Source organism: Chondromyces apiculatus DSM 436 (assembly GCF_000601485.1).
Lineage (GTDB): Bacteria > Myxococcota_A > Polyangia > Polyangiales > Polyangiaceae > Chondromyces > Chondromyces apiculatus.
This window is the reverse complement of record NZ_ASRX01000021.1, coordinates 106,865-130,418: the sequence shown is the minus strand read 5'-3', so window position 1 is coordinate 130,418 and position 23,554 is coordinate 106,865. Positions and strand designations below refer to the sequence as shown.

Sequence of the window (23,554 nt, the reverse complement as noted above, 5' to 3'; positions counted from 1 at the left end):
AAGCAAACACCCGGTATCACCCTGGCTTGCATTCCGTCGAAACTACTTTGTGCTCCTCCTTCTGCTTGCGCACGCGTCCACACCATCGCACGCTCCCGCACCATCATGGACATGCTCGCCCCGCCGCCCCGCTTCGCCGATGACGTCCGTCGCGGGCTGCTCTCCAGCCCCAAGCAGCTCGACCCCCAGTACCTCTACGACGCGCTCGGATCGCACCTCTTCGAGTCGATCTGCAAGCTGCCGTGGTACCCGCTCACCCGCGCGGAGAGCGCGCTCCTCGAGCGTCACGCCGCAGAGATGGTGTCCTCCTTCGAGGGCGGCGCGACCCTCCTCGAACTGGGGTGTGGCTGCGGCGAGAAGCTCAGCATGCTCTGCGAGCCTCTCGTCGACCGCAGCGCGCCCGTCCACCTGCAACTCGTCGACATCTCCCAGGCGGCGCTCGATCTCTCCAGGCGCACCCTGGCCCGCTTCGGCGTCCCGGTCACCGCGCACCAGACCACCTACGAGGAGGGCCTCCACCGCGCCGCGACCTGCCGCGAGCCCGGCCTGCCCATGGTGGTCCTCTTCCTCGGCTCCAACATCGGCAACCTCGATCCCACCGGCGCCCGCGCGCTCCTCGCCACCATCCGCAGCGCCCTCCAGCCCGGCGACGCCCTCCTCCTCGGCGCCGATCTGGTGAAGCCCCACGACGAGCTGATCCGGGCGTACGACGACCCGCTCGGCGTCACCGCCGCCTTCAACAAGAACCTCCTCGTGCGGATGAACCGCGAGCTCGGCGCCGACTTCGACCTCTCCGCCTTCGCCCACGAGGCCCGCTGGAACGCCGATCAGAACCGGATCGAGATGCACCTCATCAGCCAGTGTACCCAGCGGGTCAACGTCCCCGGCGCCGCCGCGGAGGTGACCTTCCACGAGGGCGAGTCCATCTGGACCGAGAGCTCCCACAAGTACACGCCCGAGGGCATCGCCGCCCTCGCCGAGCAGACCGGCTTTCAGTGTACCCGGCAGTGGATCGAGCCCCACGCCCGCTTCTCCACATCCCTCCTCCGCGTCGCACTGGACGCACCCTAGGGGGTCGCGTAAGCCACGGCCATGTCGAGCCGCACATCCCGCTGGCCTGCGGCGCTGGCCCTGGTCGCCTCGATCCTCGGCCTCGCCTTCGCGGCGTCCTCCACGTTCGACTACACCCGCCACCTCGACCGTCAGGTCCACGACCTGCACTGCAGCTTCATCCCGGGCGCCGAGGCCGCCCAGGGCGCCGACACCGCGTGCCGCACCGCGATGTACAGCCCCTACGCGGCCCTCTTCCGGGACGCCTACTGGGGCGGCATCCCCATCTCCCTCTTCGCGGTCGGCGCCTTCTCCTTCTTCGCGGCCTTCTCGCTCTACGTCCTCCTCGCCGGACGCAACGCCCCCCGCCGCGCCCCCCAGTTCCTCCTCCTGGCCGGCGTCACGCCCCTCCTCGCCTCGATCGCGATGTTCGCCATCTCCCTGCTCAAGCTGGGATCGATCTGCAAGACGTGCGCGGGCATCTACATCAGCTCCATCCTCCTCGCCATCGCCAGCATCGCCGCCTTCGTGGTCGACCGCCGCGAGGCCCGCACCGACGCGTTCCTTTCTGCCGCCTCGCCCGCCGCCCCGCCCCCCGCGTCTCCCCCGGGCGAGGTCGCGGCCGTCCCCCCCACCGTCATCGACGAGCCCTCCGTCTTCGCGCCCCGCCCCGCGGGCTCTCCCCTGCTCATCCTCGGCTGGCTCGTCGCGCTCGGCCTCTTCGCCGTGACCCCGGCGCTCCTCTACATCAGCGCCCTCCCCAGCTACTCCGGCTACCTCACCGGCTGCGGCAAGCTCGAAAAGCCCATCGAATCCACGGGCGCCCTCCTCCAGGTAGGCCCCCGCGGCGGACAGCCCGCGACGCTCTTCGTCGACCCCCTCTGCCCCACCTGCAAGGCGCTCCACCAGCGCCTCGTCGCCGAGGGCGTCTTCGAGCAGCTCGACGCCACGCTGGTCCTCTTCCCCCTCGACAGCGACTGCAACTGGATGCTCGACCGCCCCATGCACAAGGGCGCCTGCCTCGTCTCCAAGGCCATCCTCTGCAGCGAGCACCGCGCCCTCTCCGTGCTCGAATGGGCCTACGAGGAGCAGGAGACCCTCCTCCAGAACGCCAGCTCCGGCGGCGGCCTCGCCAACATCCAGGCAGCCATCCGCCAGCGCTGGCCGGGCCTCGACGCCTGCATCGAGTCGAAGCAGACCCAGCAGCGCCTCGACAAGATGCTCCGCCACGCCGTCGACAACAAACTCCCCGTCTCCACGCCCCAGATCTTCCTCGGCGACACCAAGCTCTGTGACGAGGATTCCGACATCGGACTCGCCTACGCCATCCACAAGCTCGCACCCCAGTTGAGGCAGAGATGAAGCACGCCGCCATCGTCGGGATCGCCACCGGTTGTCTCATGCTCGCCGGCTCCGCCTTCGCGGTGCACTCCGGCGTCGAAGCCGCCGCCATCCGCCTCAAGACCGGCGTCGCCGAGGCCGCCAAGCCCGCCATCGCCATCGCCAACGACGCCGAGGCCCCTTACTGCACCCCCGCCTTCAAGCAGGTCCTCCAGCGCGTCCTCAACGCCTGCGGCCTCACCGGCGGCGAGTCCCGGCGCGGCTGCCAGCCCGCCGACGTGAAGAACCTCGCCTCCATCAGCGACGACGACTTCAACGCCCTCTTCACCCCGCTCCGCGAGCGCGGCGCCGTGATCATGTTCGACGACGCCTCCGAGAAGCTCGACGACGCCGGCAAGGCCCTCATCGAGGACCGCTGGGTCGACCGCCGCGGCGCCCGCTACTTCTTCGTCGTCGCCCGCGCCTCCAAGACCGGCACCCCCGAGTACAACCGCTCCCTCTCGCACAAGCGCGCCAACAGCGTCCTCTTCGACATCTCCGACAAGTTCAAGGAGCCCGACCTCGACAAGAAAGTCGGCCTCCTCTGGCTCGGCAACGAGTTCGCCCAGCTCGGCAAGGACTACTGCGCCTGGAACGTCTCCCGCAAAGACCGCCAGTGCGCCGCCGAAGCCATCAACCGCAGCGCCTTCGTCTCCTGGGTGGACTGCCAGCTATGACCCCTCATGCGTCGACGCCCAGCCACGCTCCTCGTGCGTCGTCCCCTGCCTCGACGCCTGGCCACGACCCCTCACCCCGCCGCTCACCCATGACCTCTCCTCGCCCGTTCTCCCGCACCTCGCGCCTCCTCCCCGCGCTCGTCGCGTGCGCCTCCCTCGCCATCGCCGCCTGCGACAACGACGCCAAGATCCAGCCCGAGCCCCCGCGCCCCGGCCAGGGCCGCAGCAACGCCGTCACCGCCCCCAAGGGCAACGGCGCCGCCACCCAGCCCAGCGCCGCCGCCACCGCCGCAACCAGCGCCGCGCGCCCCGCCGCCCCGCGCCAGCTCTGCACCGGCCAGGCCCCGCGCCCCGCGCCCACCGGCAAGCTCTCCACCGCCGCCGCCACCGGCGAGTCCCCTCTCCCCGCCACCCTCGGCTTCGGCGTCGGCAAGTGGGTGTGGGTGAACTTCTGGGCCGCCTGGTGCAAGCCCTGCAAAGAGGAGATGCCCCGCCTCCTCGGGTGGCAGCAGAAGCTCCGCTCCGCCGGCGTCCTCGTCGACCTCGCCTTCATCTCCCTCGACGAAGACGAGCGCCAGTTGAACCGCTTCCTGCAAGACCAGCCCGGCCACGGCGTCCGCGCTTCTTACTGGCTCCCCGAGGGCTCCGACCGGACCAGCTTCCTCGGGAGCCTGAACCTCAAGGACACCCCCGAGCTCCCCGTGCACGTCCTCGTGAACCCCGCCGGCCAGGTCACTTGCACCATCATGGGCGCCGTCGAGGACACCGACTACCCCGCCGTCGCCGCCTACCTCGGCGCGCGCTGAGAGCGCCCAAGAAAACCGTTCAAGGAATCTGAGGCACACCAGTGCGGCTCCGGATTCGGAGGCGGGAACGACTCTCGATACCGCGCCGTGGGATTCGCGGCTTGGTGTGGCATCTCGGGCATTCTTGCCGACAGACGCAATGGTTGTAAGCTTTGTCGGCGTGCAGTTTTGCGATTCGTTTCCGGCACGCTCGACCGCCACAACGAATAGGTACGAGGGCGTCCAGCGTATCCGCCAAGCACTTCGAGTTCTTCCTGTTCGCCGCCGTCAGTTCCGTGCCAAGAGGGATGCCGTTACGATCGACAATGGCGTGCTCCTTCAAGCCGAGCTTGCCTTGGTCCGTGGGGTTCGAGCTCGTCTGCTGAGCCCTCCCCTTTCGCGCGCACGCTGGCGGAATCAAGCGACGCTCGGTCACAATCGATAAAGTGGGCCTAGAGACCTGATCAGCTAAGAGGCAGGCAAGATCAAGCACTTCCGCGTGAGGGGATCGACGGCGCCCTTGGCATCTGCTCAAAGGGCGGCGGAGGTGGTGCATGCCGACCCTGTGGAAGCCGCTGGTTGAGCTGTCGTCGCGGGAGCAAAAGATCGTCAAGCGTTGCGCCAAGAGGCGTGTGTTCATGCTCCTGCGGGAGCTTCGGCACCGCCTCTTTGACGATGACTTTCAGGCGAAGCTGCTCGCGGCCTACAACCGGCAAGGTGTCCCACCGGCTCAGCTTGCGCTCGCGTCGTTGCTGCAGGCGGCTCTTGGCATTCCGGATCACGAGGTCGTGGAGCTGACGGCCATGGACCTGCGCTGGCAGATGGTGCTCGACTGCGTGGGCGCAGAAGAGCCGATCTTTTCGCAGGGCACGCTCTTCAATTTTCGTCAGCGTCTCATCGACCATGACCTGGACCGCGAGCTGTTCGATAAGACAGTGCAACTGGCCCGAGAGACTGGCGGCTTCAGCGCCACACACCTTCGCGCTGCCTTCGATTCGAGCCCTCTGTAGGGCGCAGGCCGCGTCGAGGAAACCTTCAACTTGATCGGACGTGTGGCCAAACATGTGGTGCGCACAGCGGCGGAGATGACAGGGCGAGCCTTCGCCGAAGTGGCGCAAGAGGCGGGTATCCCGATCGTCACCACGACCAGCATCAAAAACGGGACTCGACCTCGATTGGGATAACTCGAAGGCACGCAAGCTCGGACTGGAGAAGCTCTTAGTGCAAGTCCGTGCGCTTGGGGACTGGCTTCAAGGAGAGCTGTCAGAGCAGCTCGGCAAACCTCCGCTCAAGGAGCACTGGGAGCTTGTAGAGCAGCTCATCGCGCAAGATACCGAGCCTGACCCGGATGATGGAGGGCATCGCATCGCGCGCGGAGTCGCCAAGGATCGTAGGATCAGTGTCAGCGATCCGGATATGCGCCACGGCCGCAAGAGCAAGAGCAAACGCATCGACGGATACAAGAGGCACATCGCGGTGGATCTCGATGCGCCGGGCCTCGTTTGCGGTGTTGCCATCGCTCCTGCCAACCAGCCTGAGCACCTCGCTGCGGTCAGGCTGTTCACGGATAGTCTCGCTCTTGTTCGCCGCGCTGGGCGCAGACGACCCCGCGAAGGCGGCTGACTCCGCGCAAAAGCGCGAGCTTGTACCGCAACCCCCAGAGCCCCTGAAGCCCCCCGCGCGTCGCGGGGGACGAGCACCGCTGCCCGCGCACCTGGAGCGCAAGCCGAAGCTCGTCGCTGTTCCTGCCTCTGAGCGAGTGTGCCCGCGTTGCGGCAAAGACAAGGCGTGCATCGGCTACCGGACCAGCGCAGTGCTGGACTTCGTCCCCGCGCACTTCGTAGTCATCGAAGAGCAGCGCGAGAAGCTCGCCTGCCCTCGCTGACCAGAGGAAGGGGTGACCACCGCCCCCAGCGACAAGGTCATGGACCGGGGCCGCCCGGGACCAGGCCTGCTCGCCAAGCTGATCGTCGACAAGTTCGAGGACTCGATCCCCCTGTACCGGCAGGCGCAGCAGTGCGCACGCGCTGGGGTCGCGCTGTCGCCCTCGACACTCGGGGACTGGACCTCGTTCGCGCTCGACGCGCTCGCTCCCGTCGCCGCGCACATCACCGCGCGCGTGCTCTCAGCTTTCTACGTGCGTGCCGATGCCACCGGGATGCCGGTGCAGGATCGCAACGACCCCAGCGGCATCAAACGCGGACATGTCTGGTCCTTCATCGGCGCGGACCTCGCCGCCTTTCTCTACGCTCCGGACTGGAAAGCCAAGCACCCGGCAGCGCGCCTCAAGGACTTTCAGGGCTTCCTGCAAGGCGACGCCTACGCGGGCTACGCCGCCATGCTGCGCGGCGATGACCCTGAAGAGCCCATCCTCCCGGAGGACCGTCGCCTCGCCTGCGGCATGCACATCCGCGCCAAGTTCGAGAGCGCCGCGAAGCTCCAGGATGCTCGCGCAACCGTCGCCCTCAGCTACTTCAAGCAGCTCTACCGCATCGAGGCTGCAAGGCCGATGCGCTGTCCCCGGAGCAGCGCCATGCGCGCAGACAGCAGCTCTCGCTGCCTCTCGTCGATGAGTTCTACGAGTGGGTCCTCAAGGTGCATCCTCACCTCGTCCCCAAGTCCCCACTCTACAAGGCCACCTATTACGCCATTCATAGAGAGCAAGCCTTTCGGCGGTGCTTCACCGATGGCCGCTTTGAGATCGATAACGGCGAGGTCGAACGACAGCTCCGAAAGGTCGCTCCCGGACGAAAGAACTTCCTGTTCGCTGGCTCCGACAAGGGTGCCGAACGTCTCGCCGTCGCTTTCACCGTCTTCCGCTCGTGCAGCATGCACGCCGTCAATCCGCTCACCTGGGCCACCGACGTCCTCACCAAGCTGCAGGACGGCTGGCCTCGTTCCCGCCTCGACGAACTGCTCCCCGACGCCTGGGCCCGCGCTCACGCGGCGGCTTCCGAAGCTCCCAGCTCCTCAGCTCCCTGAAGCGGAGCAATTCCTCACGCCTGCCCTGCTCTTCGCGCCGCAACGCGCGACGGAGTTCCACGGCTGTTTTCAACGTTGAGCCCTGCCCGGGCTGAGCTTCACCCGGCGGCTTCGGGGCCTCAATCGCCTTCAGGCCATGCCCTTTGTCGGGCGCTTACCTAAAGGTCAGCGAGTGAAGTCATTGCGTTGAGCTACCCCTGAGAGGAACGAGCTGATGGCTGACCGGTCCCTCGACACCTTTGCATCAAGCGTGCTTTCCACGCTGGTAACGAGGCAACAGTCATGACCCTAGACCACGAACGATGACGATCTTTCGAGCGTGACGACGCGAGACGCAGCGCGGTTCCGAGTGCACTTCTGCTCCGGTTAAGGAGATCGAGACCTTCTCCGAAATCCAGGGCGAAGACGCGATAGATGGTAAGTCCTCGCCCTGGCACGTCTTGACAGGTGTGATGCCGTCCCTACCGCGACCTCTCAATTGACTAGGCGCGCCGCCTCACGCATCATTCCAGGCTCGAACAGGGGGTATCATGAGCACGCCCAAGATAACAGATCGCAGCCCGCTTACATTTGGCAGTCGCGGGAAGCGCCGCAGCGTGAGCCAGAAAGCAGGAAAAAAAGGTCAGCTACTTTTTGAGCAATGGGCTCTCGAGCAGAGGCTTGTTGCGAACCCGTGCCCGGAGGACTTCGGCGTTGACTACTTCTGTCAAGTCCTTTCTGCATCAGAAAACTCGACGGAAGAGGTCCGTGGCGAGGTGTTGGCGGTGCAGGTTCGCAGCGTTAAGGGAGGGGCACGGCCGAGGATCAAGCTCGACAAGGTCGACGCCGAGAATGCCCTTCGCCTTGAGTCTCCCTATCTTCTGGTGGGCGTGAACACCGAAACCAACCAGGTGGTCTATAGATTTCTTGACGCCGCGTTCGCAAAGAGGCTCGCCACTTTCATCAATGCACCCGAAGCGGAGTTGACGCTGCGACTCGATGCGAATGGCTTTCAGTCCGTTGGGTTCCGAACTGCTATCGCAGAGAACTGTCGCCCAGGAGTGCAACATCGGCTGCGTATCCTCTGTGCACAGCTCTGCGTCCAACAAGACATCACTGGTGCGAGGCTTCGTGTTAGCCAAAGTGCAGATTCTGGCTTCGCGCGTGTCGAGGTTCCTTGGATTAGTTCCATTTTCCAAGTTCAAGCCGATCACGAAGACGCTTTTCGTAAACTCGTATTTGAGCAAGGTAAGTTCCCAGACCCCGGGACTAAGGGTGTCGACTTGCAACCGTCGCTGTTCCGATTCCTCGACGTGGCCGGCACCGATCAGATGCTCGTGCGCGGCACCTTCGAAGACGCGCTTGACGGATTTGTGGAGCTTGGGGGGACACGCAAATCGTTGTCCTTTAGGGTCAGAACCGCTGGTAATGAGATTGCATTCGTCTCTGAATGCGGGCTGGTCTGTACGATTTCAGATCGGGTCCAGGATGATTCGGGAACGTTCGTGCATAAGATGGGATTCTCGCTGAGCCGCGAATTTGGCAAAAACCTTGATGACTTTGCGGAGTACGACGCCGCAATCCGTCTGCTGAGGCCAGGGGCAAAGTTGGGGTTCTCGGAGGACGACACACGGACGCACGACGTGGCCGCTTGGGGACCCTCACTTGAGCATCTGGGCGTCGCGTACGAGCAGATGGTCGCGGGTATCCCGTATGTCGGGCTCCCGCTCCGCGAAGTGCATCTCGCAGATCTCAAAAATGAGGAATTCGCCGCAGCGGTCACACTGTTGGCGGCTTTGGCTAAGGGGGCCACTCTGCCGCAGCTCATGCAAGGATTCTTGATCGGGCCTGCTGCGTCGGACCCGAACTTTCAAGAGCGGCTTGAGCCGGCCATCTTCGATGTGCCGCTGGTCATGAATGTGAACAACCACGGCGTGGTAGTCTGGATTCAAGGCGAAGCGCTTGTTTATGTCAATGACCAAAGAGTAGTCTGTGGTTTCACCCCGACAAAGCAGACTGGGCATAGGATTCAAATTCGCGGCGAAAAATTCAAGAAAGTATCGAATAGCCCCGAAGTGTGGGTTCATAAGTACTGGCCAGGGATTCCCTTGCTGGAGAAGCTCGCAGAGCTGTCCACTTGGACGGGCGGCGTCGAGCACGAACTTGATGGGGTTATGACACTAATCGACTTGACGCCTTCCGATGAAGAGACAAAGACCTCCGACGGGTAAGCGAGAATATGCCGCCCGACTCGTCGATGGATCCGACGAGCAGGTAAGGCGCCTCTGCACCCTGACGCCAAGCGCCCTCCCACCTCTGTGCGGCTCCTCGTGCCCGTCGCGCGAGTGGAGCCTTCCGCCGCTTCCCGGCTCCTCCCTGTCACGGAGGAGCTTCTCACGGCTACCCCCTTCCTCGCACCATGCACCTAGCCGGGCGCATACGCCTCACGATCCATCCCAACGAGCCCTTCCTGGCGGAGCTGCGCGCCCGAGCAAAAACACCCGAAGAGCGTGCCGAGCTACGCAAGCGTGTGATGGTCGAGCACGGGCTGGCGAAGCTCCATAACCGCCAAGGTGACCGTGCTCGTTACCGAAACACCCGCAAAAACCTTTTTGATCTGCGACGCCACGCCGCGCTCAGCAACTTGGGAGTAGTCGATCAGCAGCTCCGGCTTGCGGCTTAACTGGTCAGTTCTCTGGCCGAGTTCGTCGAGCAGGACGTGGTGAAGCCGAACCTACACCCCTTGATTCGACCAGTCCTATACGCGTCTCTGGCTGTGTCATAATGAGCAAAGACGGACGGGCTTCTCGCCTTCAGATTGGACACCTACTTTCAGGATTAGAACATCAGCTTTAACGAATCGAGAAACTATTATGACTCAAGAAGATTTGTCGTCCCTCCTGAGTGGAATTGGACTCTCGGTGAGTGCTCTTGCACTCGCTATCGCCTTTTGGACCCTGAAAGCGGATCATGAGCGTCGAAAGAAGCAAGCAACAATCGAATATGCAAATCAGATACGTGAAATCTGGCAAAAGAGCAAAACAATTATTGAGCAAGCTTTGAACAAGACAGTGAGTCGCGGTTCACCAATAAGTCAAAAAGAAACTACAATCATCGAAAACACACCTGAACTACTCACTGCATCAATGGAAATCCTGGCGCGACTTGAGCATTTGGCCGTCGGAGTCAACGCAGGGGTATTTGACGCTTCTATTCTTTACCGAATGTCCGGAAGTCACCTAATCGGTATCTATGATTATATGCTTGAGTACATCAAGATGACAAGAGAGACTCCTGACAACGAATTCGCCTATATCGAATTTGGAATGCTGGCTGAGGAATTCAAACGACTGAAAACTGTCAGCAGGGATCCCCGAAAGTTCGGTCACGTTAGGCTTTCCTGAGCCATTAACTCCTCCTAGGAGCCTATCCTAATTTTAGTTCCCGTCCCAAAAGTCTCCGAGCCGAGGATCTATAGCGTGTGATCGCCGGCCTTTTTGGGGCGGTCGGGCGCCACGTCGAAGCGTTTCGGGATGGGGATGGGAACTAATTTTAGCTATCAGAATCAATTCCTCGGCGTGGCTTCTTGTTCATCGCCTGAGGATTTTGACGTGCTTCTTGGCTCGCGCTACGAGGACCACCTCGGAGTTCGGCTTGCTGGCAAGTACACCATTTAGATAATCGATGACCGCGCCTGCGGCGCCATTCTTGTCTGGAACCTCGTCGATGAGCCGAGCGAGCAGGAAGGCGAGCGCAGTCCATAGGATCGGGAGAAATCGCATTACGCCAGGATCTACCAATTGTGTCGCAGTTACAGCCGCGCTCAGATGTCCGACAATGTTGACGGTTTTGAGCAGATCCGGTCTGCGCTCGTAGTGTCGCACGTCGGCATTAAATTTTTCGATAGCTGCGGAGAGAAACTCCGGATCGATGTTCTCCCTCGTCAACCGGAGCACAAGTTCTCGTAGACGATTCACATTGGTGGTGCTGAACTCTTTTGCGAAAGCGACGACCGGAACTCGGCTGTCGAGAGCGAGTATATCGTCGATGGTCGACAGTGCGGCGGGAGGAACAACCGACCCCGAAGCCGCTGGTCCATAGAGGCCTGCCACGAGGTCGCAAGCTGCCGTCTCATCGTATCCTTCGCCGACGATGGGGAACAGGTGGGCGCCGAGCGCCGCCGCCCATTCGACCTTCATGCCAGCAGTTGACATTTCAATCCGTAGGTCCTTACCCGAGACGTGCTCGTAGGCTGCGGCAGTAAGCCAGCCTATGCCACACGATGCGCTTCCCATAGCGCCGCCATAGTGGAGCGAAGCGTCCACGGAAGACCAAGAGTTCCCAAGTTCTTGCGTCATGCGGAGCATGAGGCTCTTCACGCCCTCGTCGCTTGTGGAGTGTGCTGCACGCGCAAGCGCATTCAGAGTGAGGTAACGGTCCCTAGGAGAAAGCGGTGGATACACTAGGGGTATCCGGCAGCGAGAATCGGCTATCACACCGGCAAGCAGCCTCCGAGACGGCAGTAAGGCCAGCGGAGATTTCTCCGCGACCTTGCTCAACCACGTGAGCGGGTAACGGTCAACGGACTGCGGTAGGAGCAACCGCACGCGGTCAAGCGCCACTAGTTCCAGCAATTCGTCCTGCGTCACAGCCAGTCCGCTGCAAGCCGTATCGAAGTGCTCAGCGAGAGGCATGACCAAGTAGACTCGCTCGTACAGCGATAGATGCGAGCGTATATTGTGCCGTTGTCTGCCCAGAGCATCGACAACGCATGCGAGGGTGTCTCTGCTAGACCATCGCGTTCCGAGTACGTCAGCGCGATCTACAGTATAAGAACCAAGAATCTTCTCACGATTGGCGGTCCAAAAATCTTCATCTTCTTCGATGGCAAATCGCAGATCTCGACCGAGATTAGAAGGCAAGTGACGGCAGGGAATCAAATTGATACCCACGCGTCTCACACTGACTCGGAACGGGTCGACAGAGGCATGTTGCGCGGAGCGAACTTCAAATTTAATCGGCACGTCATCGCCGAGACGATCGCATTCGCTTAGGAAGCGCATGCATTGATCGTCAGAAAGCGTTGAAGACGTGACCACGGTGATCAGGCCACCGGCGTTCTCAAGGAAGAACTCCGGAAAATTTCGTGGCAGCGAAACTGCCAACTCCGTGAAGAGTTGGCCGACTGTTCGGGGGGAGCCACGAAGCAAGGCGCGATCGGCAGATGATCGTTCCGCTACTCGCTCTGAGCCCGCTGGAGGCGCCTCAACGATCTCGACCGACGCGCCTAGGACGCGGCAATGCTGTTCGAACCACGGCGACAGCGCCTCACCGTCACTCGCGCGCGCCTCGTGGACCTCTGGACATACGACGAAGTATTTCCCCGCCAGAGCCCAGAGTCCCTCAAAGTGAATGTGTGGCTGGAGCTGTATCAGTTGCTCGTATGACCAGCGGGCGTAGTAATCGGGAGTGGTAGCCCTGAACTGCTTCACCATGCCAGTTCCTTTCGGCGCATACGGAGTTCTCCAAATACTCTCAGCCACCTCCTCTTGGTGCGGACCGCCTCTCCTGCTCTCAGCCCCCGCTGCCCGTGAACTGCTTCCGGTGCTCGTGGAGCCAAGCGCGCGCCGTCGCCTCGTCCTCGAAGAAGGCGGCGTTCATCTTGCCGGGCGCGAAGAGGCTCGAGGCCTGGATGACCACCTTCACCAGGAGCCGCGAGGTGAACGAGCCGCCGAGGAACGCGAAGAACCGCGGCGCTGACCGCCTCGGGAGGCTCGCCACGGTCCGCCGCGTCTCTGCCGGCGCCGTCCAGTGCGAGCGCAGGTCGATCAGCAGGAGCATGTACGTCGCCCGCGCGATGTACCTCTCGTTGGCGGCCGCCATCGCCAGGATCTGGTCGGGCGTGAGCGTTCCCTCCAGCCTCACCACGTGAAGGTCAGGTGGCTCGTGGATCATCATGTGACGCCCGAAGAGCATCCTCCGGCCCGTCGACGTGCCCGGCGAGGTGCCTGGCAAGGTGCCCGGCGACGAGGGCCGCGCGTCCTCATCGAGATCGGGTGGCCGGATCGAGTCCTGGATCACGCAGCCTCAGCCTAGCACCGTCTCGGGCTCTTTCCCGCGCACGCCACCACGCCCTGCACGTTCCTGCGGTGGAAGCAGGCTTCTCTCCCACCTCAGGAACAGCGTCGCGCGGGTCACCTTCGCCGCTGCCCACGTCTCTTCATCCATCGCGCCCCCTTGAAGATCGGCGATGGCGTCCCTCTTTCCTGGCGAAGCCTCCCGGCCATCGCCTGCTGGCGGGAGCTCACCCCCGGACCCCTTTCACCGGAGCTTCACCATGCGTTTCGAAGGCGCACCACGTTCTGTCGAGAGCGTCAGGGCCGGTCGCTCCCGGGCGGACACGCTCCGTGTCCAGGCGCGCGTCCTGCACGCGCAGGCGGAGATCCTCCGCGCCCAGGCGAACCTCCTCCGCTCCCAGACCGCCCTCCTGCAGGGGCGCCCCCCTCATCGCGGGAGCTGGGTCCTCCGCCTTCGCTCCCGCGCCCCGACCCGTCGCGCCCGGTCCCCGCGGTTCCATTCACACGCCTGGTCCTGTCGCATTGCCATCATGCCGCGTGGCGTCAGTGCCTCGGTCTCTCGCAGGCGACCCAGCCCCCTCGTCTTCCGTCTCTCGCTCCTCCAGGCCCGCGCGAACACCTGTCGCTTCCAGGCAACCCTCATCCTCTTCCGGATGGTGGCCGGCTCTGCTCCAGCGGCATCAAGATCGAAGGCGCGTCCAGAAGCCAAACTGGCCACCCCCCTCTTCCGCGCCTCCCGTCTCCGCCCCTGACGTCCGTCCCTCCACGCCCGAGCGGTCACCCCTTCGCTCCCGAGCGATCATCCTTCACGTGCCAGCAGACATCCTTCACTGACCAGCAGACATCCTTCACTGACCAGCAGACATCCTTCACTGACCAGCAGACATCCTTCACTGACCAGCAGACATCCTTCACGTGACCAGCAGACATCCTTCACGTGTCAGCAGACATCCTTCACGTGCCAGCAGACATCCTTCACGTGCCAGCAGACATCCTTCACTGACCAGCGAACATCCTTCACGTGCACGTGGTCACCCCTTCACGTGCACGTGGTCACCCCTTCACGTGCCAGCGATCACCCCTTCGCTCCCGAGCGATGCCCACCTTCGCCTCGAAGGGTTCTCAACCTGCCGTAACCACGATCTTTTTCGGCGCACCCCCCCGGAAGCGTAGCCTCCCTGCCCCCTTCGCTCCGGTGCGAGGCGATGCTCGGCGACAATGAGGGCACCTGTCAGAGGGTGTAGGGAATCGGCAAGTCTGGCTCCAGCACGGTCTCTTTGCCGGTGATGGCGCCGTCGTCGGTGAGTGTCAGGTCGAGGCGCACCAGGCTCTGCTTGCGCAGGGCGTAGACCGCGGCCTGCCAGGGACCGCTGCCGGTGAGGGTCGGCGGCTGGAGGACACGCCCGTAACGATCCATCGCTTGCGAGAAGCGGCTCGCGGTCGCGTCGTCGAGGCCGGGTCTCGGCTGGATCTCGCTCGTGTCGCGCACGATGTCGAAGCGGTGGGCGAAGGAGCGGGTGGTCTCCAGGAAGATGGTCAGGTAGGCGAGGCGCAGCGCGTCGTTCTCCAGCCGGAGCTGCGCCTTGCGCGCCAGCGCGCGGTAGCCGTCGGGGTTGTCGGCGAGGCGGACCACGGCGTCGCCCGCGACACCCACCGTGAGCACCAGCGGATGGTGCGTGAGCCGCCGGGTGATCCGGTAGATGTCGCCCTTGCCGAAGAACGGCGCCGGCACCTGCATCACCTCGGTCTCCGGCGCGCGGATGATCGCCGCGAGTTCCTTGTCGAAGGCCTCCACCCGCGCGGCGAGGGGCTCCTTGTCGGACACGGGCGCGGTCTTCTGGGCAGCCGCAGGCGGAGGCGATGCAGGCTGCGCGGAAGCTCCAGGCGCGACGGCAGCGGCGGAGCCCGGCGCAGCAGCGGAGCCCGACGCAGCGGCGGGGTCGCCCGTCGAGGATGCGGCTTCTCTGTCCTTGTCGCACCCGCCCACGAGCGCCGCGCTGGCGAGGCCGAGGACCAGGCCCACGACACGCCACGCCCCACACGCCCTCCTGGTGCGGTCTCCTTCTGGTCGTCCCCTGACGAGGGTCGCGCTCTCCACGTTCTCTCTTGCCTCCGACCGCCCCCGCGAGAGGAGCAACCGCTCGGTGCACCAGGGCCACCAGGGCCACCAGGGCCAACGGTGGACCCTGACCCAGAATACGCAGGTCCCACCCGTTGACCATCTCCCACAATCTGGCCGACATTGAGAGCGGCCGACATTGAGAGCGGCCGACATTGAGAGCGGCCGACATTGAGAGCGGCCGACATTGAGAGCGCCAACACCTGGCGCGCCGCCACGGCATCGGAGAGGAAGGCATGGAGTACCGGCACCGCGTTGCAGGTCGCACCTGGGTTTTCCGTGACCTCAAGGAACTCCTGGCCCGCGCGAGCCCTCTCCGCTCGGGCGACCAGCTTGCCGGTATTGCCGCCTCGTCCACCGCGGAGCGCATGGCCGCCCGCATGGCGCTCGCCGAGGTGCCCCTCCGCCGCTTCCTCGACGAGGTGGTCATCCCCTATGAGTCCGACGACGTGACCCGGCTCGTCCTGGACACGCACGACAACGAGGCCTTCGCGCCGATCGGGGCGCTCACCGTCGGCGACTTCCGGGACTGGCTGCTCTCCGATGCCGTCGACAGCGAGGTCCTCGCCAGGATCAAGGCCGGGATCACCCCGGAGATGGCCGCCGCCGTCAGCAAGCTGATGCGCAACCAGGACCTGATCCTCGTCGCCCGCAAATGCCGGGTCATCACCCGCTTCCGCGACACCATCGGCCTGCCCGGGACGCTCTCCGCCCGCCTCCAGCCCAACCACCCCACGGACGACCCGCGCGGCATCGCCGCCGCGATCATCGATGGGCTGCTCTACGGCTCCGGCGACGCCGTGATCGGCATCAACCCGGCCAGCGACAGCCTGCCCGCGCTGACGGAGCTCTTGCACCTGACCGACGACATCATCCAGCACTTCGAGATCCCCACCCAGTCGTGCGTGCTCACCCACGTGACGAACCAGATCGACGCCATCGAGAAGGGCGCGCCCGTGGATCTCGTGTTCCAGTCCATCGCCGGGACGGAGCTGGCCAACAAGAGCTACGGGATCACCCTGAAGATGCTCGCCGAGGCGCGCGACGCGGCCCTGTCGCTGAAGCGCGGGACGGTGGGCGACGACGTGATGTACTTCGAGACGGGCCAGGGCTCCGCGCTCTCCGCGAACGCGCACCACGGCGTCGACCAGCAGACCTGCGAGGCGCGCGCCTACGCCGTCGCCCGGGCCTACGCGCCGCTGCTCGTCAACACGGTGGTGGGCTTCATCGGGCCCGAGTACCTGTACGACGGCAAGCAGATCATCCGCGCCGGCCTGGAGGACCACTTCTGCGGGAAGCTCCTCGGTCTGCCGCTCGGATGCGACGTTTGCTACACGAACCACGCCGAGGCCGATCAGGACGACATGGACACCCTGCTGACGCTCCTCGGGACCGCGGGGGTCACGTACATCATGGGGGTGCCTGGGGCCGACGACATCATGCTCAATTACCAGAGCACCTCGTTCCACGACGCCCTGTACCTGCGCGAGCTGCTGGGCCTCGCGCGCGCCCCGGAGTTCGACGCATGGCTGAAGAAGATGGACCTCACCGACGAGAAGCACCGGATGCAGCCGATCACCCCGGGTCACCGGCTGCTGGAGCAGATCCGCACGCGCGCCCTGGCGCCCTGAGCGAGGACGCACGGGCGGGGGGTGCGCCAGGCATGCCGATCGTCACGGTCGACCCCTGGATGGAGCTGCGGACGCACACGGCGGCGCGCATCGCGCTGGGACGCACCGGGGTGAGCATGCCGACGCACGAGGTGCTGCGGTTCGGCTACGCCCACGCCGAGGCCCGGGACGCGGTGTACACACCCCTCGACGAGGACGCCCTGCGCGAGGCGCTGGAGGGCGACGGGTGGACGACGGTGACCGTGCACAGCGCGGCGAAGGACCGGTCCACGTACCTGGCGCGGCCGGACCTGGGGAGGCAGCTCGACGGGCCCTCCGAGGAGGCGCTGGGGAAGCAGGCGTCGTCGAAGCACGAGGTGCTCCTGGTGGTGGGCGATGGCCTGTCGTCGGCGGCCATCCACCGGAACGCGGCGCCCTTCCTGCGGGCCCTGCGCAAGCACGCCCCGGCGAAGTTCTGCAAGGGACCGGTGGTGATCGCGCGGCAGGCGCGGGTGGCGCTGGGGGACGCCATCGGCGAGAAGCTGGGCGCGAAGCTGGTGGCGGTGCTGATCGGCGAGCGGCCCGGCCTCAGCTCCCCGGACAGCCTGGGTATCTACCTGACGCTCGATCCGCGGCCCGACCGCACCGACGCCGACCGGAACTGCATCTCCAACGTGCGGCCGGAAGGGCTCCCCCACGACGCCGCGGCGAAGCGGATGGTGTGGCTGTGCAAGGAGGCGCTGCGGCTCGGAAAGACCGGGGTGGAGCTGAAAGAACGGAGCGATCTGCTGGAGATCGAGGCGCAGGCAGGGAAAGACGATTCGTGAGGTAGCGCTGAAGACAGCGCGGGGACGGCGCAGGGGCGCGGGGATAGAACGCCCGGAGAGAGCTACAAGGAGCTCGGGGCGAGTAGATCCAGCGCGTCAGCCACCACGGCGGCGCGGCGGATCCAGTGGTCCAGCTCGGCGAGGTCAGTGCTCGTGAGGACGCGGGCACGGACCTCGGGGGGAATGGACAAGCCGCGGGATTCAAGGATGGCGATCACGTCCTGCGCCCTGCCCTGCAGGATGCCCTCGCGAAGGCCCTGCTGAAGGCCCTGCTGAAGGCCCTGCTGAAGGCCCTGCTGAAGGCCCTGCTGACGACCCTGTTGAAGACCCTCTTCGAGGCCCTTCTTCACCCAGTTACCGACCAGCTCGGTCTGGTACACGTATCCGCCTTTCATCATCGCTTCCAGGCTCCTCCGTGCGGCTTCGTTGAGGAAGGCTACCACCAGATCCGCGTAGATGGAGGAGCGCTCTGGGTCGATGCCGTCGAGGTCGACGATGGCGGCGGCGGTCAGGAAGGCTTTGCCAATGGCTTCGCCGGCATCGCTCTGGCCGTGCGCCATGGCCGAGAGCACGGCGAGCTCGGGCAAGGTGCGCGCCAGTTCGACGTCGGCGACGATGGGCACGACTTCCGGGCGGAGGACCAGGGGGGTCAGGGTGTGTCCCGGGTGTCCCAGGTCGATGGGCGTGGCGCACCAGGCGGCGGTGGCGGGATCGATGGTCACGACCAGGAGCAAGGCAGGACACCGGTAGCGGGCACGCACGCCAGCGACGTACACAGGCCACGAGTACCGCTTGGCGGGGTCGCGGTGGAGCTGCGCTTCGATGACGACGGCGAGCGAGGCGCCTTCGTGATGGAACAGGATGACGAGATCCGAGCGGTGCTCGGCAGGGGTCACCTCGGTCAGATCGGCGGAGACGATCTGGGCTCCCGAGAAGGAAGGGAGTGGCAGGTGGAAAACGTCGCGCAGGAGCTCTGCAGCGAGCGTGGGACGGTTGCGGAAGAGAAGCAGCAAAGCTTCGTGGAGCATCGACGGCACGGGACCTCTCCTTGGCTCGGAGATGCGCCCAGGCAGCAGGAGTGCCAGCGACGAAGGTGTCAAAACCCAGGGATTTTGGGGGGGTGTGCGCGGGCTCGTGCCTGGCGGCGCCATGGCGGGCGCCAGGGCGGAAAAGGCGGACCGGGGGCGCGGGGGGGGCCGCTGGGAGAGGCGCGCGCGCTCCGCGAGGACTGAGCGAGGCGCACGCGCTCAGCGAGGCAGGGGGCGCAGACCAGGAGGCGCGGGAGGCGCGGGAGGCGCGGGGGACGTGGGGTCTTCCGGCGCCTTCAAGGCCTTGAGGGTCTCGGCGCGGACGATGTCGCGGATCTTGTCGTGGGGGGCGAAGACGCGGCGCATGTCGTCGGGGCGCCAGGCGATGTTTTCGAGGATCACCAGGGTCCGGCGCAGGCGGGGGTAGAAGGTCATGGTCGCGATGTAGCCGGGGAGGTAGCCGGTGTGGGCGATCTCGGTGAGGCCGTCTTGCGCGGAGAGGCGGACGCCGAAGCCGCCGCCGAGCTCTCCCCAGCGGTTCGGGAAGGTGGTCGAGGGCGTGGTCATGGCGGTGTAGCTCGCGGGAGACAGGATGCGGCCGCCGTGCAAGCAGAGGTTCCAGCGCACCAGATCGCTGGCGGAGGAGACCATGCCTCCGGAGGGGAGGTGCTCGCTCATGTCGAGGGGAGGCTCGCGCACGAGGGTGCCGTCCGGCTGTTCCGAGTAGCCAGGCACCAGGCCAGAGGGGGCGGGGGTGCCGAGGGCTCCGGTGTCGGTCATGCCGCAGGCCTCGAAGAGCCGCGCCGCGGCGTCGGGGAAGGGTCGCGCGGCGAGGCGGGCGAGGAGGGTGCCGAGGAGGTCGTAGCCGAGGTTGGAGTAGGCGTAGGTGGCGCCAGGCTCGGTGCGCAGGGGGGCGTCGAGGGCGGTGATGCCGGAGGTGTGGTTGAGGAGGTGGCGGACCTTGACCCGGGGCGCCCAGGGGGCGTCGAGGCTCAGGGCGGAGGCGAGGGAGGTGTCGAGGTCGAGCTTGCCCTGGTCGACGTGCTGCAGGATCAGCGCGGCCGTCATCTGCTTGGTGAGGGAGGCGATGACGAAGCGGTGCGCGAGGGTCATGGGCACGGAGCGCTCGCGGTCGGCGAAGCCGGAGACCCGGGTGGAGATGGGCCGGGGGCCGTCGGCGATGAGGACGACGCCGTTGAAAGGGCGCTCGGTGGCGTCGATGACGAGGGCCTGGTCGAGCGGGTGGCGAGGGTCCGCGGGCGGGGAGGCGCGCTCGCCGGGGCGCGGGTCCGGGGGCGAGGCAGCAGGAGGGAGGGGCGCTTCTGCCCGAGGGGTGCTGTCCGGGGCCGCAGCACAGGCGACGAGCGCGAGGAGCACGGGCGGGAGGACAGCCGGGAGGACAGCCGGGAGCCGCGCAGAGATGGGGGAGAGGGACATCGCGCGCGGTGAGCTACCACGGATGGGAGCTGCTTGGCGCGCAGGCGGGTCAGTCGCAGCCGGTGGGTGCGGGCACGGCAGGCTCGATCTCCGAGCCGGTGTAGGACTTGAACCTGCGGGAGTAGAGGGTGCTGTCGGGATCGGAGGTCCAGGTCTCGATGCGGTCGACGGTGGCGGGGAGGATGCGCGTGGCCCACATGCGGCCCGCTTCGCACTCCGAGACAGGGCTGCCGATCATGACGCCGGTGAGCTTGTGCGCGGTCGTGAACACGGTGCCCGAGGGGGTGGAGATCGCCTTCAGGTAGCTGTGGAAGACCGGGGAGCCGCTCTGGCCGCCCTCGCCGTCGTTGTCCACGTAGAGAACGCCGCTCAGGTAGTTGTCGGTGGGGTTGAGCCAGCGCCCCAGGAAGCTCTTGTTGCCCGTGTCCCACATGCTGCCGAGGCTCTTCGAGCCCGGGTAACCGATGGACCGGGACGTGGCCGACTGGAGGGTGGTCCACTCCGAGAAGCCGTACTCCATGGCCTGGGCGCCCACGGGAGAGGCGTTGAGCTTCACGACGGCGTAGTCCCAGGACTTGTTGGCCACCGTGGAGTTCTCGGTGCCGTACTCTCCAGGGAGGGTCACGCTGCTGACGTACTGCGCGCCATAGGGTTGCCAGCACTCGGCGTTGCCCGTGCGGGCGAGCGAGAAGCTGATGGGGCCCGCGCGGAAGGCGCTGCCGTAGAAGCAGTGGGCCGCGGTGAGGACGGTGTTGGGGCCGATGAGGGTGCCGGTGCAGCCGGAGCTGAAGCGGCCCACGTAGCGGTAGGGCGCCACGGTCTCGGCAGAGTCGTTTCTCTTGGTGCGATCGTCGCAACCGATGATCATCGTGTGGGCGTCGCAGACGCTGGTGCAGAGGGCAGATTCGGCGGTCGAGAACGTCTCGCCTTCTGCCTCGCTCTCGTCGGCGTACAGCTCGTCGTCGGTGAAGGGCGCTGGCTCCGATCGCGCGGTGTCGTCAAACTCCGCGGGATCGAGGCCGCCGCAGGCAGCGAGCAGGAGCGAGGGGAGCAGGAGCGAGGAGAGCAGGAGCGAACGTGCAGTGCGTGAAGCCATGAATCCTCCGGAGCGCGCCGAGACCCACACGGGGCGCAGGGATGCGGCGGCGCGGTGCATGTCCTCCGCGTCGTCATCCGGGTCGCGCTGCGGGAGGGCATTGCAGCGCGTGTGCCGGGCGATGCACGAGCGACGCAGCGGGCATGAAATCACGGTGAGTCGGGGAGATCTGGGGGGGGTGGTGAGGTGCGACGGTCCCGCTGTCACGGGCGCGTACCAGTTGGCGGGCTGGCAAGCGCGCGGTTGTCATGGGTGCGTGACACCGGCTGTCGCGCGCGCATGACAGCGAGGCGGCGCGAGGGACTCTGGATGATGGAGGGACCAGGGGGGTGGATCGGTGGGGCCCCACTCTGCGGTGGGTGCACGGGTGTAAGCGCCTGAAACAGCTCACTTTTGCTGCGGCACGGAGGTTGCGTTGTGCGCACGCTGGATCGGTGGCCGCTGCGCCGTCGGGCGCTGGACTGCTGCGGAGAAGCCATGCTGAATCACGGACCGCTGGTGGCGGGGGGAGCAAATGACGCGGACACGAATCGCGCGGAGGCGCTGATCGGTCGCGTGCTCTCCAACCGTTACCGCGTCGATGCGCTGCTCGCGCTGGGTGGGCTCGGGGCGGTGTACGCCGGCGAGCACGTGCACATGCACAAGCGGGTGGCGATCAAGGTGCTGCACGCGAGCGCGCAGCAGAACCCGGAGATGGTGCGGCGCTTCGAGCGCGAGGCGGTGGCGGGGGCGCACGTGCAGCACCCCAACGTGGCGGCGGCGACGGACTTCGGGGAGCTGGGAGGCGGGGCGCACTTCCTGGTGCTGGAGTACATCCAGGGGACGAGCCTCTCGGAGATGATGGGGCGGGGGCCGATGCCGGTGCCGCGGGCGCTGCACATCGCGCGGCAGATCGCGTCGGCGCTGGAGGCGGTGCACGCGATGGGGATCGTCCACCGCGACGTGAAGCCGCTCAATGTGATGGTGGCCGAGGGTCAGGGGGACCTGGTGAAGCTCATCGACTTCGGCTTCGCGAAGGTGCCGGTGGACCGGCTGGCTTCGGCGGGCGGGGCGCGGCGGGCAGAGGCGCCGAAGCCGCTGACGCGGGCAGGGGTCGTGTTCGGGACGCTGTCGTACCTGGCGCCGGAGGCGGCGGAGGGGATGGACGCCATCGATGCGCCGGCAGACCTCTATGCGCTGGGGTTGATGCTGTACGAGATGGTGGCGGGGAAGCCGCCGTTCGAGTCGGAGGACGCGCTGGAGCTGTTCGAGCAGCAGCGGTTCGCGCCACCTCCGATGATCGCGCAGCGGACGCCGGGCGTGGACGTGCCGATGGCGGTGGAGCTCTTGATCCTGCGGCTGCTCGCGAAGGAGCCGCGGCGGCGGCACGCGGACGCGACGGCGGTGATCGCGGCCATCGACGAGGTGGCCGCCGGGATGGGTCTGGATCTGGCGGGAGGCGCGCGGTCGTCGCGGCTGCCAGGGCGGGGGGGGTCGTCGATCCCGCCGTCGGGGAGGAGCCTGTTCGGGGTGCAGCCTCCGTCCATTCCGCCAGGGCCCACGGTGATGTCGGTGCCGCCGCCGTCGATGGCGGCGAAGGGGGCCCACGGGGCTCGAGGGCTCGGGGCGCTCCGGCAAGCGCTCCAGCAGAAGCGATGGCTCGGGGCGGCGACAGGTGGGGCAGCGCTCGCGCTGGGAGCGCTCGTGGTGGCGCTGCGGCTCGGGGGCGCAGGCGGGAGCGCGGTGGGCGTGAGCGCGGTGGGCGTGCATGCCGCAGACGGCGTGATGACGGCGATGCCGATCCGGTCACTGCCCGAGGTGAAGGTGGAGGCGCCGGCGGAGGCCTCCGCGGAGCCGACGGGGCCGGCGCGGGCCGAGCGGGCAGCGCTGCTCGATGCGGTGGGGCAGCTCGATCCGGTGGTGGGGGCCGAGGCGATCCTGGCGCTGATCGAGCGGGAGCCGGCGGCGCTGGGAGAGCGGGCCCTTTCGGCAGCGGCGCGGGAGTGCGCAGTGGCCATCGGGCGGGTGGGCGGCGAGATGGCCGATCAGGTCTTCGAGGCGCTGGCGCGCCGGGGCGGGAGCGAGGGGCTGGACGTGCTCTACGACGTGCTGGCGAGCCGCGGGGGGACGGAGCCTGCAAGGCGCGCGGCGGCGCTCCTCGGCGATCACCAGGTGGCGATGCGGGCGACGCCGGCGATGCAGGTGGCGTTCGAGCTGCGGGCAGCGAGCTGCAAGAAGAAGCTCACGCTGCTGGAGCGGGCGGTGGAGGAGGGAGACCGCCGGGCGCTGCTCGCGCTGGAGAGCAACGTGCGGTTCTGCTTCCAGGGTCACCCCGACGTGCTCACGGCGACGCAGCGGCTGAGAGACCGGCTGTACCGGCACTGACACGCGCGGCAGGGTCCGGGGGCCGTCCTTCGCTGGCCAAGGGCCTATCCCGGTGGGGCTCCGATCTGCGATAGACGGGAGCTGGTCCTGCGTACGGCAACTCAGGGACCTTCGGTCCCTACGCTCCCGATGGTCGCTACCCC

General features: G+C 66.1%; 20 protein-coding genes and 1 pseudogene. 14 read left to right on the top strand and 7 right to left on the bottom strand.

Annotated features, from left to right (window positions below):
* The first annotated feature begins 105 nt into the window (after window positions 1-105).
* The 4 genes from egtD to CAP_RS15790 all read left to right on the top strand — a co-directional run bounded on the left by egtD (window position 106) and on the right by CAP_RS15790 (window position 3,913).
* Window positions 106-1,071: an L-histidine N(alpha)-methyltransferase gene (gene egtD / locus CAP_RS15805; protein ID WP_044241414.1), complete on the top strand. Its 966-nt coding sequence runs from the start codon at window positions 106-108 to the stop codon at window positions 1,069-1,071.
* Window positions 1,072-1,092: 21 nt separating this feature from the next.
* On the top strand, window positions 1,093-2,412 hold the full coding sequence (locus CAP_RS15800; RefSeq protein ID WP_044241413.1) for a vitamin K epoxide reductase/DsbA family protein: 1,320 nt from the start codon (window positions 1,093-1,095) through the stop codon (window positions 2,410-2,412).
* On the top strand, window positions 2,409-3,107 hold the full coding sequence (locus CAP_RS15795) for an OmpA family protein (protein WP_044241410.1): 699 nt from the start codon (window positions 2,409-2,411) through the stop codon (window positions 3,105-3,107). The genes CAP_RS15800 and CAP_RS15795 overlap by 4 nt, the downstream gene beginning before the upstream one ends.
* A gap of 89 nt (window positions 3,108-3,196) precedes the next feature.
* A complete protein-coding gene (locus tag CAP_RS15790; RefSeq protein WP_044241408.1) occupies window positions 3,197-3,913 on the top strand; it encodes a TlpA family protein disulfide reductase in 717 nt (238 codons plus the stop codon).
* Window positions 3,914-3,932: 19 nt separating this feature from the next.
* Here CAP_RS15790 and CAP_RS55770 read toward each other — a convergent pair whose 3' ends face one another.
* Window positions 3,933-4,448, bottom strand: a complete 516-nt coding sequence (locus tag CAP_RS55770; protein ID WP_370865979.1) for a transposase — start codon at window positions 4,446-4,448, stop codon at window positions 3,933-3,935.
* Here CAP_RS55770 and CAP_RS15785 point away from each other — a divergent pair.
* The 7 genes and pseudogenes from CAP_RS15785 (at window position 4,447) to CAP_RS48135 (ending at window position 10,257) form a co-directional block, all read left to right on the top strand.
* The gene (locus CAP_RS15785; protein ID WP_044241406.1) at window positions 4,447-4,902 is read left to right on the top strand and encodes a transposase; all 456 of its coding nucleotides are present in this window, start codon (window positions 4,447-4,449) and stop codon (window positions 4,900-4,902) included. The genes CAP_RS55770 and CAP_RS15785 overlap by 2 nt on opposite strands.
* 211 nt (window positions 4,903-5,113) lie before the next feature.
* Window positions 5,114-5,515 carry a hypothetical protein gene (locus CAP_RS52335; RefSeq protein WP_197041200.1) on the top strand — a complete coding sequence of 134 codons (402 nt, stop codon included), beginning with the start codon at window positions 5,114-5,116 and terminating at the stop codon, window positions 5,513-5,515.
* Entirely contained in the window at window positions 5,400-5,777 is a 378-nt protein-coding gene (locus tag CAP_RS53650; protein WP_231511505.1) for an IS66 family transposase zinc-finger binding domain-containing protein, read from the top strand. The genes CAP_RS52335 and CAP_RS53650 overlap by 116 nt, the downstream gene beginning before the upstream one ends.
* 39 nt (window positions 5,778-5,816) lie before the next feature.
* Window positions 5,817-6,622: pseudogene (locus CAP_RS55765) on the top strand (IS66 family transposase); the annotation flags it as partial.
* 99 nt (window positions 6,623-6,721) lie between these two features.
* Window positions 6,722-6,874 carry a transposase domain-containing protein gene (locus tag CAP_RS55760; RefSeq protein ID WP_370865981.1) on the top strand — a complete coding sequence of 51 codons (153 nt, stop codon included), beginning with the start codon at window positions 6,722-6,724 and terminating at the stop codon, window positions 6,872-6,874.
* A gap of 530 nt (window positions 6,875-7,404) precedes the next feature.
* Window positions 7,405-9,084: a hypothetical protein gene (locus CAP_RS50440; RefSeq protein ID WP_156040847.1), complete on the top strand. Its 1,680-nt coding sequence runs from the start codon at window positions 7,405-7,407 to the stop codon at window positions 9,082-9,084.
* A gap of 642 nt (window positions 9,085-9,726) precedes the next feature.
* Window positions 9,727-10,257 (top strand): DUF4760 domain-containing protein, encoded by a 531-nt coding sequence (locus tag CAP_RS48135; protein WP_081864929.1) that lies wholly within the window; start codon window positions 9,727-9,729, stop codon window positions 10,255-10,257.
* Window positions 10,258-10,443: 186 nt separating this feature from the next.
* Here CAP_RS48135 and CAP_RS50435 read toward each other — a convergent pair whose 3' ends face one another.
* The 3 genes from CAP_RS50435 to CAP_RS15755 form a co-directional block, all read right to left on the bottom strand.
* Window positions 10,444-12,348 (bottom strand): hypothetical protein, encoded by a 1,905-nt coding sequence (locus tag CAP_RS50435; protein WP_156040846.1) that lies wholly within the window; start codon window positions 12,346-12,348, stop codon window positions 10,444-10,446.
* Between the two features lie 79 nt (window positions 12,349-12,427).
* Window positions 12,428-12,934: a SpoIIAA family protein gene (locus CAP_RS15765; protein ID WP_044241402.1), complete on the bottom strand. Its 507-nt coding sequence runs from the start codon at window positions 12,932-12,934 to the stop codon at window positions 12,428-12,430.
* A gap of 1,227 nt (window positions 12,935-14,161) precedes the next feature.
* Window positions 14,162-14,953: a hypothetical protein gene (locus CAP_RS15755; RefSeq protein ID WP_044241400.1), complete on the bottom strand. Its 792-nt coding sequence runs from the start codon at window positions 14,951-14,953 to the stop codon at window positions 14,162-14,164.
* 332 nt (window positions 14,954-15,285) lie between these two features.
* On the opposite strand from CAP_RS15755, the gene CAP_RS15750 reads away from it, so the two are divergent.
* Entirely contained in the window at window positions 15,286-16,680 is a 1,395-nt protein-coding gene (locus CAP_RS15750; RefSeq protein ID WP_044241398.1) for an ethanolamine ammonia-lyase subunit EutB, read from the top strand.
* A gap of 32 nt (window positions 16,681-16,712) precedes the next feature.
* Entirely contained in the window at window positions 16,713-17,486 is a 774-nt protein-coding gene (gene eutC, locus CAP_RS15745; protein WP_044241396.1) for an ethanolamine ammonia-lyase subunit EutC, read from the top strand.
* A 62-nt stretch (window positions 17,487-17,548) separates the two neighbouring features.
* On the opposite strand, the gene CAP_RS15740 is transcribed toward eutC, so the two are convergent.
* The 3 genes from CAP_RS15740 to CAP_RS15730 form a co-directional block, all read right to left on the bottom strand.
* Window positions 17,549-18,514 carry a hypothetical protein gene (locus CAP_RS15740; RefSeq protein ID WP_052375342.1) on the bottom strand — a complete coding sequence of 322 codons (966 nt, stop codon included), beginning with the start codon at window positions 18,512-18,514 and terminating at the stop codon, window positions 17,549-17,551.
* 219 nt (window positions 18,515-18,733) lie between these two features.
* Window positions 18,734-19,951 carry a serine hydrolase domain-containing protein gene (locus tag CAP_RS15735; RefSeq protein WP_044241393.1) on the bottom strand — a complete coding sequence of 406 codons (1,218 nt, stop codon included), beginning with the start codon at window positions 19,949-19,951 and terminating at the stop codon, window positions 18,734-18,736.
* Window positions 19,952-20,000: 49 nt separating this feature from the next.
* Window positions 20,001-21,047 carry a trypsin-like peptidase domain-containing protein gene (locus CAP_RS15730; RefSeq protein WP_197041196.1) on the bottom strand — a complete coding sequence of 349 codons (1,047 nt, stop codon included), beginning with the start codon at window positions 21,045-21,047 and terminating at the stop codon, window positions 20,001-20,003.
* 477 nt (window positions 21,048-21,524) lie between these two features.
* Here CAP_RS15730 and CAP_RS44700 point away from each other — a divergent pair, with 477 nt between their 5' ends.
* Complete coding sequence (locus CAP_RS44700; RefSeq protein ID WP_052375341.1) at window positions 21,525-23,411, top strand: serine/threonine-protein kinase; 1,887 nt, start codon at window positions 21,525-21,527, stop codon at window positions 23,409-23,411.
* The last annotated feature ends 143 nt before the right edge of the window (window positions 23,412-23,554 follow it).